Origin of the sequence: Pseudomonas abietaniphila, from assembly GCF_039697315.1 — a bacterium.
GTDB lineage: Bacteria > Pseudomonadota > Gammaproteobacteria > Pseudomonadales > Pseudomonadaceae > Aquipseudomonas > Aquipseudomonas abietaniphila_B.
On sequence record NZ_CP155619.1, the window covers coordinates 3,688,749 to 3,703,989 of the forward strand.

The window sequence follows — 15,241 nt, forward strand, 5'->3', positions numbered from 1 at the left end:
GCATGATCAGGTTTTATAAGGAAGTCCATGAAGGTTTTATTTCTGGTCCAGAAAGAGCAGCGTGCGATTCTGGATCGCCTCTATGAAGGCGTCGCCGCCAACTGCGATTGCGACCTGCGCTGGTTGACCTCGGACGAACAGCGCCATTTGCGTCGTTACTTTCGCCAGCATGTCGACGTCACGAAATACGACCGTATTGTGTTCTTCCTGAGGTTCAAGCAGGAGATCCGTCAGGCGAGCTTCATTCGCACTATCCCTAATCTGGTGATCCTCGAGCACGATGCCTACCAGAACTACATTCCGTGCAAATACACCGGCAAGTTCAGTGCTCACTATCGCAAGTTGCCTTGGGTGCGTGTCATCAGCTCCGGTTTCATGGTCAGCGAACGTCTGCGCCAGGAGGGCTTCGACGCCGTTTTCGTCCCCAAGGGCTACGATCAGACGCTCTTGAGTGACCAGGGACGCGAGCGGGACATCGAACTGGCGTTCGTCGGCAGCACCAACAGTGTGGCTTACAGCGGGCGCAAGGCATTGCTCGATGAGCTTGGCCAGGTGGAAAAACTGGTCGTGACCCGTACCAAGTCAGGCGAGGAATACTGTGACACGTTGAATCGGATCCGGTTTTTCGTCAGTGCCGATGTGGGCATGGGCGAATACATGATCAAGAATTTCGAGGCGATGGCGTGCGGGTGCGTGCTGTTTGCCTATGATCAGGGAGAGGCGGAAAACCAGGCGCTGGGCTTGCAGGACATGCACAACGTGGTGTTTTACAGCGACATCCCGCAATTGCAGAAGAAACTCGCGGTGCTGCGAGATGATCCAATGCTCGCTCAGCGTATTGCGGTCAACGGTCGCGATCTGGCAGTGTCTCAGTTTGGCTTCGGGGCAATCGGTGCGCGGATCGTGCGTGAGCTTGAACCGGCGTTGCGAGCACAAGCACCATCAAGCTTGTTCGAAAAGTTGCGGGCAGCGCTAGGGATTTGATTTGAACGGTTTATGCGCTGAAAATAATGATATCAATTTGAATCTAGATAGCGTCCGCATGTCATTTTTTTCAATGACGGGTTGTGTTGAGCTCCGCTGCCGTTTCCCAGGGTGGCAAGTGAGTGCGCAGCCGGAAGCCAGGGATTGGGTGCGTACATGAACTGGCCATTAGTCTCGGTACTGGTGCCGTGCTTCAACCACGATCTGTATATCGAAGAGTGCCTGCTCAGCATCCTTCAGCAGGACTACGACAATTTCGAACTCATTGTCGTCAATGATGGGTCGACCGATCTGAGCGCGCAGAAAATCGAGGCGCTACGCCAGATTCATGGCTTTCAGTTCTATCAGCAAGAAAACATGGGCGTCAGTGCTGCGCTGAACAACGCGCTGGGCCATGCGCGCGGCGAATTCATCATTACCCATGATTCCGATGACGTGATGCTCGCCGGGCGGATTCGTCGTCAAGTCAGCTACATGCAGGAACATCCCGAAGTCGGCTTGCTCGGCGCCAAAGTTATCTACATCGACGCCACCGGCAAACCGCTCAAGCACAAACCCGTGACCAACCCTCAAGTCCAGCGCTGGACCTTCGACGAGTTACTCGCCGATGCCTATGCGGTGGGTGCGCCAGTGGCCATGTACAGGCGGACGGCGATCGACAAGGTGGGCGGGTACGACCCTTCCATCAAGGTCCAGGATTTCCAGATGACCCTCCGTGTCGCTGAGGCGGGCTATCAGGTCGACATCCTGCCCGACCGTGTCACGCTGTACCGTCGGCATGCAACGAACATCTCAAAGACTGCTTATAAGAGCCAGCTGATCTACGACCTGAAGGTCATCGAGGCGTACAAGGATAATCCTGCCTACGAGGCCGGGCGTCTGGCGATCATCAACAAGGCACTGAAAGAGTCGGTGGTGGCAGACAAGAAGTTCGCAAGCGCCTTGTTCGCCAGCGTGCCTGTGCATCGATGGAATCGCCTGACATGGAAGAGATTCAGGCACTTCGTTTTTAAATATCGCAAACCCAAAGGTGCGCAGTGATTCAGCCTTTACAGGATCAGCAATTGATAAGCAGGGTCGTTTCACAGGGAAGTGCGCGGTTACGCTCGATAGTTGATCATCTGGGTATTGCCGGCGTGGTGCTGGCCTTCGGCTTGTTCTGGAGTGTCGCAGGTGTCCTGCTGACCCCCACGATGAAGTTCTACAGCTGGCTGCTCACGGCGTTTGTCTACCTGCCAGGCTTTTATCTGGTGGCGCGTTATTTCTCCGAGTTTCGCCATACGGTTCTCAACCGGCGGGAGCTTTGGCTCTTTCTGTTGCTGTTTTTCTGGTCACTGATTTCGCTGTCCTGGAGTCACGATGCCGAGCGATACCTCACGATCATCAAGCGTGAGGTGTTCTTCCTTCTGCTGATTCTTGGGTGGATTGTCTGGGGCCGCACCTTCAATCGCCCTTTGCAGACCATGATGATTCTCTGGGGCGGGCTGGCCGGGCTGTATTCCCTAGCGGCGCTGATCGCCTATCCAATGCGCGGCATCGATCGCATGTACGGGTTCGGCGGGTTTATGGATAACCCCAATCCGGCAGGCTATACGATCGCTGCACTCATCGTGCTCAGTTGCACCTGGTGGCCACAGAAGCTGAGTGGTCGCGTTATCTGGGGCCTGCTCCAGGCGTGCTCGTTGACGTTCGTGATACTGACGGGGAGCCGGGGTTCGATGGTATCGCTCATGGCGGTAGCGGCCGTCGTGGTGCTCCTCGGTGGCGGGCGCTTCTACCGTGCGTTAGGGGTTTTGGCGCTGGTCGCTGCGGCGGTGTTCGCGATATTCGAACCGTCGATATTTCTGCGTGGAGACTCCGAGCGCAGCATCCTCATTAGGGGGGCAATCGATCTGATTCAGCAACGCCCCTGGCTGGGTATCGGTCTGAGCAGTGACTATGAGGTTTCTGCCGGTGGCCAGGTCTTCGGGCACTGCCACAACATGATCCTCGACACCGCTGTGCAATACGGGTTGCCCTTTACGGTGCTCTGGATCTGGTTGTGGTGCTGGCTTGGGCTGCGCGCCTGGCGCCACCGCGCTGAAACATTGGGCATGACCATTCTGATGGTCTGGGTGTTCGCAACCGTCGCCCAGCAGTTCGATGTGTTTACCGTGTTTGGCCGTGCGCGCGCGATGTGGATGGTGGTGTGGATGCCGTTCGTTCTGTCGCTGTGCCTCGGAAAGTCCGAGAAAAAGCCGGCAATCAGCTGAAGCTCAAGCCTGTTCGGCCAGCGCCAGATGTTCGTGGAGTGTCTGGCGTTTCCATTGATGCTTGCTGTGCTCGATGTAGCTCTCGAAAAACAGGTCCCCGTTACGCTGCAGCAACCACGCGTGGTCGTTCTGATAACGGCGCATGTGTTGAAAGTTGCGCAGGCACAGGCTTTTGCGCAAAGGGCGGCGCAGGGTTTTCATGTCGGCAATGTCGATGAGCCCCAGCGCGTGCTCGGGCGTCATCACCACATTGCCTAAATGCAACGAACGGAAATAGATCCCCTGATTGTGCAATTCGGCCACGAAGCGTCCGAATTGTCGGATCAGGGCGGGGTCGTTGAACTGTTCGTCCTCGGCGATAAGCTGACGCAGCGTCTTCCCAGGTAGCGGCTCATAATGGACGACATCGCGTGCGATATCGCTGACCCTGTAGGTGGCGAGCACCTGTGGGCAAGGGATGCCCCGCTTCCGGAGGATGGATGCGTTGTTGGCAAAGCGTTTCGCATAGGGGAAGAAGGCGGCTGACGAGATCAGCCTCTTGCGCCGGAACAGCTTCATGAAATTGCCATCGGCCAAGCGTAGAACCTTGTCTCCGAAGAAGTCTGCTTCTATGACTTCAGCATCTCTGCGTAAGGCTTGGTAGTCAGAGTAGGCGAGTGCGCGCATGCGGGCTCCTTCGAAAATGGCGGCCATGATACCTCAGCCGGCCATCTGAGGCCCAATGCTCAAGCCGTGTGTTAGTATTTCGGCTCTTTCTACCGTATCGATGACTATGAGCACGCCAGAAAAAAGCGAATCCTCCAGCCTGAAAATCTATCTTCGACTGCTGACCTACGTGAAACCTTACGTGGGCATCTTTCTGCTCAGCATCGTTGGCTTCGTGATCTTCGCCTCGACCCAGCCGATGCTGGCCGGCATCCTCAAATATTTTGTCGACGGCCTGACTAACCCTGAAGCGGCCTTGTTCCCCAATGTGCCCTATCTGAGGGATCTGCAGTTGCTGCAGGCAGTGCCGCTGCTGATCGTATTGATCGCGGCCTGGCAGGGCCTGGGTTCGTATCTGGGTAACTACTTCCTGGCCAAGGTCTCTCTGGGCCTTGTGCATGACTTGCGCGTCCAGCTCTTCAACAAGCTGCTGGTTCTGCCGAACCGGTATTTCGATACGCACAACTCGGGGCATCTGATTTCCCGCATCACCTTCAACGTGACCATGGTCACAGGGGCTGCGACCGATGCGATCAAGGTCGTCATCCGCGAAGGCCTGACCATCGTTTTCCTGTTCCTTTATCTGGTGTGGATGAACTGGAAGCTGACCATCGTCATGCTGGCGATCCTGCCCTTGATCGCGTTCATGGTGGGCAGCTCCAGCAAGAAGTTTCGCAAGCAGAGCAAGAAAATCCAGGTGGCGATGGGTGACGTGACCCACGTCGCGTCGGAAACCATTCAGGGCTATCGCGTCGTTCGCAGCTTTGGTGGCGAGAAGTACGAAGAAGAGCGCTTCGCCAAGGCCAGCACCAGCAACACCGACAAGCAGCTGCGCATGACCAAGACCGGCGCGGTCTACACCCCCATGCTGCAACTGGTGATCTACACCGCCATGGCCGTGCTGATGTTCCTCGTCCTGTGGCTGAGGGGCGACGCATCTGCCGGTGATCTGGTGGCTTACATCACCGCAGCCGGTCTGCTCCCGAAGCCGATTCGTCAGCTGTCCGAAGTCAGCTCGACGATCCAGAAAGGGGTCGCGGGCGCCGAGAGCATCTTCGAACAGCTTGATGTCGAGCCGGAAGTCGACACCGGCACCGTCGAGCGGGATCGGGTCGAAGGGCGTCTGGAGGTTCGCAACCTGAACTTCACCTACCCTGAAACCGAGCGTCAGGTGCTGCATGACATCAGCTTCTCGGCGGCGCCGGGTCAGATGATTGCACTGGTTGGACGGTCCGGCAGTGGCAAGTCCACGCTGGCGAACCTGATTCCTCGCTTCTATCACCACACATCCGGGCAGATCCTGCTCGATGGCGTCGAGATCGAGGATTATCGCCTGCGTAACCTGCGCAAGCATGTCGCTCAGGTGAACCAGAACGTGACCCTGTTCAACGACAGCGTGGCCAACAACATCGCTTACGGCGATCTGGCCGGCGCGCCGCGTGCCGACATTGAGGCCGCCGCAGCCGATGCCTACGCGAAAGAGTTTATCGAGCAGTTGCCGGAAGGCTTCGACACTCAGGTGGGCGAAAACGGTGTATTGCTCTCCGGTGGCCAACGTCAGCGTCTGGCCATTGCCCGCGCACTGCTGAAGAACGCGCCCTTGCTTATTCTGGACGAGGCGACGTCGGCGCTGGACACCGAGTCCGAGCGTCACATTCAGGCAGCGCTCGACCATGTGATGAAAGGCCGCACCACGCTGGTGATCGCTCACCGCCTGTCGACCATCGAGCGGGCCGACCTGATTCTGGTCATGGATCAGGGACGCATCGTCGAACGTGGCACGCATTCCGAGTTGCTGGCACAGAACGGCTACTACGCTCGCCTTCACGCGATGGGGCTGGACGAGCCGGCACCGGTGGGCGCCGTTTAACGCACAAGTCCAGCGACAGGCGCTTTAAATGTGTGCCGCCTTGCAGGCGAATACGGTGGGTCAGCGGCTTCCATAGTGACTGAGCCACCGCCTTCGCTGCCCTCGTAACCTCGGACGTCTCCTACAGAGACCGGGTTGATGCAGGAGCCTATGTCCAGACCTCGGGCCTGTGGGAGCCATCTTGCCTCAAGCAGTTCCCACTGTTTTTTCGTACGCCTGCCGTTGCATCGACTTTTCCCCAAGGCCTCAAGCCTTTGCGAACCCTGTGCTAAGATTCCGCCCCTGTTCATTCTTAGTTACGGGTTGTTCGATGAAGTTGTCCATGCCGCGTTTCGATCAGGCACCAGTGCTGGTAGTGGGCGATGTCATGCTCGACCGCTACTGGCATGGCGGTACCTCCAGGATTTCCCCTGAAGCCCCGGTGCCGGTGGTCAAGGTCGATCAGATCGAAGACCGTCCGGGCGGCGCCGCCAACGTTGCCTTGAACATCGCCGCACTGGGCGCCAAAGCCTCCCTCGTGGGCGTTACCGGCCAGGACGAAGCGGCTGAAAGCCTGAGCAACAGCCTTCACGCTGCGGGCGTAACGGCGCGTTTCCAGCGCATTGCTCACCAGCCCACCATCGTCAAATTGCGGGTCATGAGCCGCCACCAGCAGCTGCTGCGTATCGACTTCGAAGAACCGTTTGCGACCGACGCGCTGTCGTTGAGCCAGGAAGTGGATTCGTTGCTCGAAGGCGTCAAGGTGCTGGTGCTGTCCGACTACGGCAAAGGCGCGTTGAAGAACCATCAGGTGTTGATCAAAGCGGCGCGCGACCGTGGCATCCCTGTCCTGGCCGATCCGAAGGGCAAGGATTTTGCGATCTATCGCGGCGCCAGCGTCATCACGCCAAACCTGAGCGAATTTGAAGCCATCGTCGGACATTGTGTCGATGAAGCCGAGTTGGTCGCCAAAGGTGCGCAACTGATGGCTGAGCTCGAGCTGGGTGCTTTGCTGGTGACCCGTGGTGAGCACGGCATGACACTGCTGCGCCCTGACCAGCCAGCGCTGCATCTGCCTGCGCGTGCTCGCGAAGTGTTCGACGTCACCGGTGCCGGTGACACGGTGATTTCCACCCTGGCGGCGGCCATTGCAGCGGGCGAAGAGTTACCGCATGCCGTGGCGTTGGCCAACCTGGCGGCGGGTATCGTCGTCGGCAAGCTAGGTACGGCGGCCATCAGCGCCCCTGAACTGCGTCGCGCCATTCAGCGCGCCGAGGGTTCCGAGCGAGGCGTGCTAAGCCTGGATCAGTTGCTGCTGGCCATCGACGACGCGCGCGCGCACAACGAGAAGATCGTCTTCACCAACGGTTGCTTCGACATCCTGCATGCGGGCCATGTGACCTACCTCGAACAGGCTCGCGCCCAAGGCGATCGTCTGATCGTCGCGGTCAACGACGATGCCTCCGTCAGCCGCCTCAAGGGTCCGGGCCGTCCGATCAACAGCGTGGACCGGCGGATGGCGGTTCTGGCGGGTCTGGGTGCGGTGGATTGGGTCATCAGCTTCCCTGAAGGCACGCCGGAAAACCTGCTGACTCACGTCAAGCCAGACGTGCTGGTCAAGGGCGGCGATTACGGTGTCGATCAGGTGGTTGGCGCCGAGATCGTCAAGGCGTATGGCGGCGAAGTGCGGGTACTGGGCCTGGTGGCTAACAGCTCTACGACTGCGATTGTCGAGAAGATTCGCGGGCAGTAAACAGGCCGCCTTGTTGTAGGAGCGCGCTTGCCCGCGTTTGCGCCAGGTCAACCGACAAGTGTCTTGCGGCCAAAAAGCAATCGCGGGCAGGCTTGCTCCTTCAGCGAGCAAGCTCCGCGACGCTGGATCAAGTCTTATGCAGCTTCTGGCGTGCAATGCGCAGCAGTTGCTTGGCACCCACTTTCAATCGACGCTTGATGCCGGTCTTCTTTGGCTTCGGCGGTGTCATTCCCTGTTGTAACAGCCAGTCCTTCCAGCGAATGCGTTCGTCCCTCACCACCCATCCGTCCTGAGCTGCAAAGCTTTCAGCCAGATACAGCCCGCGCGTGCCAGCAGGTGACAGCTTGTCATTCTTGAGCGTGTAAAGCTCCGGCAGCGGCGAGCCGTTTTCCAGCGGCATCAAGTACAGATCCGGTTTGCTGCGGTTGAGCCGCGCCACCAGTTGGTCGTTCTCCAGCGCTTCGTCCACATGAAACAGGCTCAGCGGGCGGGCTTCTTTCGGGACTTCCAGGCGCATGTCGTAGATCAGCTGCAACGACGCGGTGGGCAAATGAACGTAGGCGTGCGGGCGCTCGATCAACGTCATGCTGCCGCACCGTACAGGCCGCGCGGCACCCGACAGCGGGCTCAAACGAAAGGGCATGGCTTCGCGATAATGAAGCGCAGCGGCATACGGCGCAGGCAGCCATGTGTCGTTGAAACGCCCGCCGAGCCAGCCTTGTGGTGTTTCGATCAGGCATTCCTCGGCGACTTCCTGGATGGCCGTGTGCAACGGCAGGTTCAGTTCATGTGCCGGTACGTACCCGGAAATCAGTTTCAGCACGACGTCGCCACGGTCTTGGCGACGCTGACGCACCAGCACCCAGTAATCGCGATTCTGCCAGTTGAGGGTCAGCCGTACCGACACGCCGAGGTTGGCCAGTTCTGTGGAAAAACGCTCGCTGTTCTCCACCTCGATCTTGCGACGACGCAGCAGGGTCTGGGAGAAGTTCAGCGGCATCCCGACGCTCTGGTAGCTCAGACTCTCGGGAGTGGCTTCGACGAATAACGGCAGGGTTTTGAAGTTGTTGGGGTTTTTCCGAATCAGGGTTCTCGGCATATCGGCTCCTTCTTGCGTTGGGGTCGGCCGCCCGGATCAGGCTCGACGGCGAATCACTTCAGCGGCAGTTGCCACGTTATGGGCCAGATGCAGTGGATTGATGGTCCCGACGATAGCACCGGTGACGCCAGGATGCTCAAACAGCAGCTCGAAACTGGCCTGCACTGGATCGACACCGGGACTCAGGCAAACGTGCCCGCTGGCCAACGCTTTTTTGATCAAAATCCCTTTGTGGTGTGCAGCAGCGTAGTCGAGGACCGGTTTTTCGGCGTGTTCATTGAGGTTGTAGGTGACCATCGCGCAATCGCCTTCCTGCAACGCCAGCAGACCGCCCTCGACGGTTTTACCTGAAAAGCCGAAGCCACGAATTTTGCCTTCGCGTTTGAGGTCGGCCAGCGTTTGGTACACATCACATTCGTTCAGGACATGCAGGTCGTTGCCGTCGGAATGCACCAGCACCAGATCGATGAAGTCGGTCTCCAGACGTTTGAGACTGCGCTCCACCGAGAACCGCGTGTGAGCCGCGCTGAAGTCGTGGCGCGACTGTCCTGCTTCGAACTCCTCGCCGACCTTGCTGACGATGACCCAGTCCTGACGCTGGCCGCGCAACAGCGGGCCCAGGCGCTCTTCGCTGCGACCGTAGGCGGGCGCGGTGTCGATCAGGTTGATGCCCAGATCCCGTGCCTGCTTGAGCAGCATCTGCGCTTCATGGTCGTCCGGGATCGTGAAGCCGCTGGGGTATTTGACGCCCTGGTCGCGGCCTAGCTTGACCGTCCCCAGCCCGAGGGGGGAAACAGTGATGCCCAGGCTGCCCAACGGTCGGTGCAGATCGTGCAGGGTTTTCATGGCAGCAAGACATCCCAGACAGGTTTGGCGAGTGGCGGTTTGGGCAGATCCTTGTAGGGCGGTTGCGGGATCGGGTGAATGTCATCCCGCGACAGCGAGGCCAGTACACGATCGGCAAAGTCGGGCGCCAGTGCCAGCTTGGTCGGCCAGCCCACCATCAGCCGACCCTGAGCATCAAGAAACGCATTGTCCGGGCGCACCAGGCCGGTTTGTTGAGGCTCGGCACGGTCCACGCGCAACGTGGCGAACTGCGCCTGACTGAGGTCGACCCAAGGCAGCAGATGAGAGAGTTCTTTCCTGGCCGCCGCGATTTGTTCGGCAGGTTCGCGGGCGACACCTTCCGCTTCGGAAATATCGCCACCCAGGTACCAGACCCACTCGCCATTGGCCGCCGGGTGCGTGGTCACCGTGATCCGCGGCTTTGGACCTCCGCCCAGGCAGTGCGCGTACAACGGCTTGAGCATCGGGCCTTTGACCATGACCATGTGCAGCGGACGCCGCTGCATCGCGGGATGGCTGACGTTCAGCGCCTTGAGCAGGTCGGCGGTGCCTTCGCCTGCGCTCAACACCACACGCTGGGCATGGATGTCACGACCATCGACGCGCAGGCCGACCAGTTCACCTTCGTGCAGCAGCGGTTCGATTTTTTCGCCGGCCAGCAAGCTGTCTCCGGCCAGTTCTGCGAGTCGTTCGATCAGGCTCGGGACGTCGATCACCAGCTCTGCGAGGCGATAGACCTTGCCCTTGAAGCGCGGATCCTGAAGGGCGGGAGGCAAGTCAGTGCCTTTGACCTGATCGACACGGCCACGCACGGCCTTGCTGGCGAAGAAGCTGGTGAGGTTGCCGGCGATGGTGCCCGGCGACCAGAGATAGTGGGCTTCGGAAAGCAGGCGTACACCCGACAGGTTCAACTCACCCTTGCCGGACAAGGCTTCACGCCAGCGGCGCGGCATGTCAGCGATGGCTTCGGAGGCACCCGACAATGCCCCGTGCAACGCATATTTGGCGCCGCCGTGAATGATCCCCTGGGATTTGACCGTCTGCCCGCCGCCGAGGCTGGCGCGTTCCACCACGACTGTCGAGAAACCCTGGCGACGCAGGCGGGCATTGAGCCAGAGACCGGCAACGCCTGCGCCGACAATCAGAACGTCAGTGGAAATCGCGGATGGCATGAGCACCTCAAATGGCGAAACGAATCGCGCCATTATAGGGGAAGCCGCTTTTCAATGACCCCCCTTTAATGCCCCGCTGTTTTTGAGAACAACTGAATGACCACAACCCCCGCCACGATCAGGCCCATGCCGGCGATGGCGGGCAGGTCGAGTTTCTGGCCGTAGATGAGCAGCGCGGCGATGCTCACCATGACGATGCCCATGCCCGCCCAGACCGCGTAGGCCACGCCCACCGGGATGCTGCGCACCACCAGCGTCAGCATCCAGAACGCCACGGCGTAACCGACGATCACCAGCAGCAAAGGCAGCGGCGTGCTGAGGCCTTTAACGGCTTTCATGGAAACGGTGGCGATGACTTCAGCGCAGATGGCGATGGCGAGCAGGTAGTAGGCAGACATCATGAGCACTCCTCTTCAATGACGGCAGATTCTAGAGGTTGCCGAGATGGGGTAAAGTCATTACCCATCTCTCTGGTAGATAGGTTGCGTGGTCATGCAATGGAACCTCGAACAGATCCGGCTGTTTGTGAGCGTCGCCGAACAGCGCTCGTTTTCCGCGGTGGCGCGGGATTCCAGGCGCGCGCAATCGGCAGTGAGCAGTGCGATTGCCCTGCTGGAAACCGACCTTGGGGTGAGCCTGTTCGATCGCAGCAGCGGGCGTCAGCCGCGCCTGACTGAGGCGGGCGGTGCGTTGCTGGAAGAAGCGCGGGAGTTGTTGCGCCAATGCGAACGCCTCGACGGCCGTGCGCTGGCGTTGATGCGCGGGCAGGAAGCGCGGCTGCGGCTCGCACACGACGAGGCCATGCCTTACCAGCCTGTGCTCGACAGTCTGGAGGCTCTGGACGAGCGTTTCCCCAGCGTCGAAGTGCAACTGGCCAGCGGCGCTCAGGGGGATGTCGCGCGCAAGCTGTTGGAGCGGCGCGCCGACCTCGGTCTGCTTTTTCATCACGAACAAATGCCCGAAGCGCTCGAACGGCGGGTGCTGGGCAGCGTGGAGATGGTCACGGTGTGTGCGGTCGATCACCCGCTGGCCAGCGAACCGCTGATCAACCGTCAACAATTGGCGCGGCATCGGCAATTGCTTATCGCGCCGCAGCAAAGTGGTTATCCCGGCGGCGAACAGTTGAGCCCGCAGGTGTGGCGAGCCGACAGCTTTTACGTCATGGCCGAGTTGCTGATGCGAGGTCTGGGCTGGGCCTGGCTGCCCCGTCACGTGGTGCAATACCCGGCCTACCAGAATCAGATGATCGAGTTGAGCAGCGAGTGGACGCCGCCCGCGCTGGTGGTCGAAATGGTCTGGCGCCGTGACGAACCGTTGGGGCCGGCCGCACGTTGGCTGGCAGAGTGTTTCACTCATCATCTGAAGGCCATTGGCTGATAAACTCCGCGCCCATGAATAGAACCCTCTATACCGTCCTGTTTCACCTTGGCCTGCCCCTCATTGCGCTGCGTCTGTGGCTTCGTGCCCGCAAGGCGCCTGCTTACGCACAACGTATCGGCGAGCGTTTCGCCCGTGGGCTGCCACCGATGCAGCGTGGCGGCATCTGGGTCCACGCGGTCTCGGTGGGGGAGAGCATCGCGGCCGCGCCGATGATTCGGGCCTTGCTGGCGCGTTATCCACAGCTGCCGATCACCATCACCTGCATGACGCCCACTGGTTCGGAGCGCATCCAGTCGATGTTTGCCAGCGAGCCGCGCGTTCAGCACTGCTATCTGCCGTATGACTTTCCGTGGGCGGCGGGACGTTTTCTCGATCACATCCAGCCCAAAATCGGCGTCATCATGGAAACGGAACTGTGGCCGAATCACATTCATCAGTGTGCGAAACGTGGGATTGCGACAGTTCTCGCCAACGCGCGACTGTCAGAGCGTTCCGCGCGAGGTTATGGACGCTTCGCCGGGCTGACCCGGCCGATGCTGGCGGAAATGAGCCTGATCGCGGTGCAGACCGAAACCGAAGCACAGCGTTTCCGTGATCTGGGCGCGCGCCCAGAGTGCGTGACTGTGACAGGCTCGATCAAATTCGACCTGACCATCGACCCGCAATTGCTGGCGCGTGCAGCGCAGCAGCGTGAAGCGTGGCAGACCGCGCAACGTCCGGTCTGGATCGCGGCCAGCACCCATGCCGGAGAGGATGAAGTGATTCTCGCGGCCCATCGCAAGCTGTTGGAAAGTCATTCGGACGCGCTGCTGATCCTCGTGCCGCGTCATCCCGAGCGCTTCAACAGCGTGTTCGAATTGAGCCAGCAACAAGGCTTCAACAGCGTTCGCCGTTCGAAGGCGGAAGCCGTGGTCAGCGAAACCTCCGTGCTGGTGGGCGACACCATGGGTGAGCTGCTGTTTCTCTATGCGTTGGCCGACATCGCGTTCGTCGGCGGCAGCCTGGTGCCCAATGGTGGCCACAACCTGCTGGAGCCTGCCGCGCTGGATAAGCCTGTGCTGAGCGGCCCGCACCTGTTCAACTTCCTCGAAATCGCCGCGATGCTGCGCAATGCTGGCGCGTTGGAAGAGGTCAGTGATGCGGCAGGGTTGGCGGCCACGGTGCAGCGCCTGATCGAGCAGCCAGAACAAGCGAAGACCATGGCCGACGCCGGATTGGCCGTCATGAAGGCCAATCAGGGCGCGTTGCAGAAGTTGTTGGACGGAATCGGGCGGTTGATTGAAGCCTGACCCGGTCGTCCGAATGTAGGAATAGCCCGTGGGAGCGGATTCATTCGCGATGCGGTTGTACAGCCAATAGAGATCTATCGCCTGTACGGCCCCTCGCGAATGAATTCGCTCCCACTGGGCGCTGCGTGTGTTCCAGCAATATCGTTTTACCGCTCAGTCGGCCGCTCGAAATTCTTCGCCGCTTCCTTCGCCAGGTCCGGCGGCAGGAAGTCTTTGTCCGGGTTGTAGTCGGGCTTGAGGTAACGCGAAAGGTCCTGCAAATCCCCTGGACTCAACGTCCCGGCGGCTTGCTTCAAGCGCAGGTTGTCGAGGATGTAGTCATAGCGGGTGTTGTTGTAATCGCGCACCGACGCATACAGCTGGCGCTGCGCGTCGAGCACGTCGACGATGTTGCGAGTCCCCACCTGATAACCGATTTCCGTGGCTTCCAGCGCGCTCTGGTTGGAGATGATCGACTGTTTGCGCGCCTGGACCTGCTCGACATCGGTGTTCACCGCGCGATGCAGGTTTCGCGTGTTTTCCACCACCTGACGACGCAGCCCTTCGCGCTGTTGCTCGGTCTGGCCGAGGCGTGCATAGGCTTCGCGTACTTGTGAACTGGTCAGGCCGCCACTGTAGATCGGGATGTTGACCTGCAGGCCGATGGTGCGTTGTTCGACGCTGCCGTGGAAGTTCTGCCCGGTGTAGTTCGGGTTGGTGAAACCCAATGGGTCGTTGTCGCCTTTTTCGTATTGGGCGACCGCATCGACCGTCGGCGCATGCCCGGCCTTGCGCTGACGCAGGGTTTCTTCGGCCGCGCTGACAGCGTAATTGCTGGCCAGCAGATTCAGGTTTTGTTGAGCGGCCGTGTCGACCCACGACTTGGCGTCATTGGGCGAGGGCGCAAGCACGGGCAGCGTGTGCACGATGCCTTCAATGGCGTTGTACTCGCGGTTGGTCAGGGTTACCAAAGCCTGAAAGGCGTCGTCCACCTGACGCTTGGCGACAATCCGTGCGGCGCGCGCAGTGTCATAGCTGGCCTGCGCCTGAAGCACGTCGGTCTTGTCCGAGAGGCCGACGTCGAAACGCTCGTTGGCCTGATCCAGCTGGCGTTTAAACGCCGCTTCTTCGGCTTTGGTCGAGGCCAGGTTGTCCTGAGCACGCAGGACCGAAAAATAATCCTCGGCGCTCTGCAAAATCAGATTTTGTTCCGTGGCCGAGAGCTGCAGCATGGCCTGTTCGTTGACATCCTTGGCGGCCTTGAGCTGGAACCAGCGGTCGGCGCGGAAGATCGGCTGGCTCAACGTCGCGCGATACACGGTGCCACTGCGGTTGATGACCGCAGACGGCTCGTCGATCTTGGTGCGGGTGTTGTTCACATCGGCGCCGCCGGAAATATTCGGCAGCAACCCGGCGCGGGCCTGAGGCACGATTTCTTTCTGGGCGTCGTAGCTGGCGCGGGCAGCGGCCAGATCGGCGTTGTTGTTCACCGCTTCCTGATAGACGCTGACCAGACCGGTTTTGGTCGGCAGCGGCATGTCGGCTGCCCCGGCCATTGCACTCGAAGCACAGGATACGGCAATGGCCAGTGAAAGTTTGCGCAGCATACACATTCCCTAGTAGTAGTTGTCGCCAAATCTGATCCAGACGGCTTTGGCGTCGCGTAGCGAGTGTAGTTCCGAGAGATCGCGACAACAATCGGGTAAATCGGCCATTTAACGCGCGTTTGAATTCCCCGCTTGGCGTTTGCCCTGCCGCGCGACTAGACTGACGCCGTTCTTGTCGGGGTGCCTTGCTATGAGGCTGAGATCGGATAATCCGGATCCCGTTGAACCTGATCAGGTTAGCGCCTGCGTAGGGAACAAGATTTCTCGTCTCCCGGCGAGTCCTCTTGAGTGTCGTCCGGGGTCGTCATTGTTCATTTTCTGAACAG

At 59.9% G+C, this 15,241-nt stretch carries 13 protein-coding genes and 1 riboswitch; of the genes, 7 read left to right on the forward strand and 6 right to left on the reverse strand.

Annotated features, from left to right (window positions below; all coding sequences use genetic code 11):
- The first annotated feature begins 27 nt into the window (after positions 1-27).
- The 3 genes from ABDX87_RS16330 to ABDX87_RS16340 all read left to right on the forward strand — a co-directional run bounded on the left by ABDX87_RS16330 (position 28) and on the right by ABDX87_RS16340 (position 3,236).
- Entirely contained in the window at positions 28-984 is a 957-nt protein-coding gene (locus ABDX87_RS16330; protein ID WP_346828821.1) for a glycosyltransferase family protein, read from the forward strand.
- A 156-nt stretch (positions 985-1,140) separates the two neighbouring features.
- On the forward strand, positions 1,141-2,025 hold the full coding sequence (locus ABDX87_RS16335; protein WP_346828822.1) for a glycosyltransferase: 885 nt from the start codon (positions 1,141-1,143) through the stop codon (positions 2,023-2,025).
- A gap of 23 nt (positions 2,026-2,048) precedes the next feature.
- Entirely contained in the window at positions 2,049-3,236 is a 1,188-nt protein-coding gene (locus ABDX87_RS16340) for an O-antigen ligase family protein (protein WP_346828823.1), read from the forward strand.
- 3 nt (positions 3,237-3,239) lie between these two features.
- On the opposite strand, the gene ABDX87_RS16345 is transcribed toward ABDX87_RS16340, so the two are convergent.
- Positions 3,240-3,902 carry a phosphotransferase gene (locus tag ABDX87_RS16345; protein ID WP_346828824.1) on the reverse strand — a complete coding sequence of 221 codons (663 nt, stop codon included), beginning with the start codon at positions 3,900-3,902 and terminating at the stop codon, positions 3,240-3,242.
- Between the two features lie 106 nt (positions 3,903-4,008).
- Between ABDX87_RS16345 and msbA the strand changes: the two genes are divergently transcribed.
- The gene (msbA, locus tag ABDX87_RS16350; protein ID WP_346828825.1) at positions 4,009-5,811 is read left to right on the forward strand and encodes a lipid A export permease/ATP-binding protein MsbA; all 1,803 of its coding nucleotides are present in this window, start codon (positions 4,009-4,011) and stop codon (positions 5,809-5,811) included.
- Between the two features lie 310 nt (positions 5,812-6,121).
- Complete coding sequence (gene hldE / locus ABDX87_RS16355) at positions 6,122-7,543, forward strand: bifunctional D-glycero-beta-D-manno-heptose-7-phosphate kinase/D-glycero-beta-D-manno-heptose 1-phosphate adenylyltransferase HldE (protein ID WP_346828826.1); 1,422 nt, start codon at positions 6,122-6,124, stop codon at positions 7,541-7,543.
- A 127-nt stretch (positions 7,544-7,670) separates the two neighbouring features.
- Here hldE and ABDX87_RS16360 read toward each other — a convergent pair whose 3' ends face one another.
- The 4 genes from ABDX87_RS16360 to ABDX87_RS16375 all read right to left on the reverse strand — a co-directional run bounded on the left by ABDX87_RS16360 (position 7,671) and on the right by ABDX87_RS16375 (position 11,058).
- The gene (locus ABDX87_RS16360; RefSeq protein ID WP_346828827.1) at positions 7,671-8,642 is read right to left on the reverse strand and encodes a metal ABC transporter ATPase; all 972 of its coding nucleotides are present in this window, start codon (positions 8,640-8,642) and stop codon (positions 7,671-7,673) included.
- Between the two features lie 36 nt (positions 8,643-8,678).
- On the reverse strand, positions 8,679-9,488 hold the full coding sequence (locus ABDX87_RS16365; RefSeq protein ID WP_346828828.1) for an aldo/keto reductase: 810 nt from the start codon (positions 9,486-9,488) through the stop codon (positions 8,679-8,681).
- Positions 9,485-10,660, reverse strand: a complete 1,176-nt coding sequence (locus ABDX87_RS16370) for an NAD(P)/FAD-dependent oxidoreductase (RefSeq protein ID WP_346828829.1) — start codon at positions 10,658-10,660, stop codon at positions 9,485-9,487. The genes ABDX87_RS16365 and ABDX87_RS16370 overlap by 4 nt, the downstream gene beginning before the upstream one ends.
- Before the next feature lie 65 nt (positions 10,661-10,725).
- Positions 10,726-11,058, reverse strand: coding sequence for a DMT family transporter (locus tag ABDX87_RS16375; protein ID WP_346833538.1), 333 nt, complete (start codon positions 11,056-11,058; stop codon positions 10,726-10,728).
- Positions 11,059-11,152: 94 nt separating this feature from the next.
- On the opposite strand from ABDX87_RS16375, the gene ABDX87_RS16380 reads away from it, so the two are divergent.
- Together ABDX87_RS16380 and waaA are read left to right on the forward strand one after the other, a co-directional pair.
- Complete coding sequence (locus tag ABDX87_RS16380) at positions 11,153-12,037, forward strand: LysR family transcriptional regulator (protein ID WP_346828830.1); 885 nt, start codon at positions 11,153-11,155, stop codon at positions 12,035-12,037.
- Between the two features lie 14 nt (positions 12,038-12,051).
- Positions 12,052-13,329, forward strand: coding sequence for a lipid IV(A) 3-deoxy-D-manno-octulosonic acid transferase (gene waaA, locus ABDX87_RS16385; protein WP_346828831.1), 1,278 nt, complete (start codon positions 12,052-12,054; stop codon positions 13,327-13,329).
- Positions 13,330-13,475: 146 nt separating this feature from the next.
- Here waaA and ABDX87_RS16390 read toward each other — a convergent pair whose 3' ends face one another.
- Positions 13,476-14,915 carry a TolC family outer membrane protein gene (locus tag ABDX87_RS16390; RefSeq protein ID WP_346828832.1) on the reverse strand — a complete coding sequence of 480 codons (1,440 nt, stop codon included), beginning with the start codon at positions 14,913-14,915 and terminating at the stop codon, positions 13,476-13,478.
- Positions 14,916-15,081: 166 nt separating this feature from the next.
- A riboswitch (TPP riboswitch) is annotated at positions 15,082-15,186 on the forward strand.
- Positions 15,187-15,241 lie beyond the last annotated feature (55 nt).

Excerpts from the sequence above, each read along its gene's own strand:
- ABDX87_RS16330 (WP_346828821.1), top strand. The coding sequence starts at position 28 with ATGAAGGTTTTATTTCTGGTCCAGAAAGAGCAGCGTGCGATTCTGGAT.
- ABDX87_RS16335 (WP_346828822.1), top strand. The coding sequence starts at position 1,141 with ATGAACTGGCCATTAGTCTCGGTACTGGTGCCGTGCTTCAACCACGAT.
- ABDX87_RS16345 (WP_346828824.1), bottom strand. The coding sequence starts at position 3,902 with ATGCGCGCACTCGCCTACTCTGACTACCAAGCCTTACGCAGAGATGCT.
- msbA (WP_346828825.1), top strand. The coding sequence starts at position 4,009 with ATGAGCACGCCAGAAAAAAGCGAATCCTCCAGCCTGAAAATCTATCTT.
- hldE (WP_346828826.1), top strand. The coding sequence starts at position 6,122 with ATGAAGTTGTCCATGCCGCGTTTCGATCAGGCACCAGTGCTGGTAGTG.
- ABDX87_RS16360 (WP_346828827.1), bottom strand. The coding sequence starts at position 8,642 with ATGCCGAGAACCCTGATTCGGAAAAACCCCAACAACTTCAAAACCCTG.
- ABDX87_RS16365 (WP_346828828.1), bottom strand. The coding sequence starts at position 9,488 with ATGAAAACCCTGCACGATCTGCACCGACCGTTGGGCAGCCTGGGCATC.
- ABDX87_RS16370 (WP_346828829.1), bottom strand. The coding sequence starts at position 10,660 with ATGCCATCCGCGATTTCCACTGACGTTCTGATTGTCGGCGCAGGCGTT.
- ABDX87_RS16375 (WP_346833538.1), bottom strand. The coding sequence starts at position 11,058 with ATGTCTGCCTACTACCTGCTCGCCATCGCCATCTGCGCTGAAGTCATC.
- ABDX87_RS16380 (WP_346828830.1), top strand. The coding sequence starts at position 11,153 with ATGCAATGGAACCTCGAACAGATCCGGCTGTTTGTGAGCGTCGCCGAA.
- waaA (WP_346828831.1), top strand. The coding sequence starts at position 12,052 with ATGAATAGAACCCTCTATACCGTCCTGTTTCACCTTGGCCTGCCCCTC.
- ABDX87_RS16390 (WP_346828832.1), bottom strand. The coding sequence starts at position 14,915 with ATGCTGCGCAAACTTTCACTGGCCATTGCCGTATCCTGTGCTTCGAGT.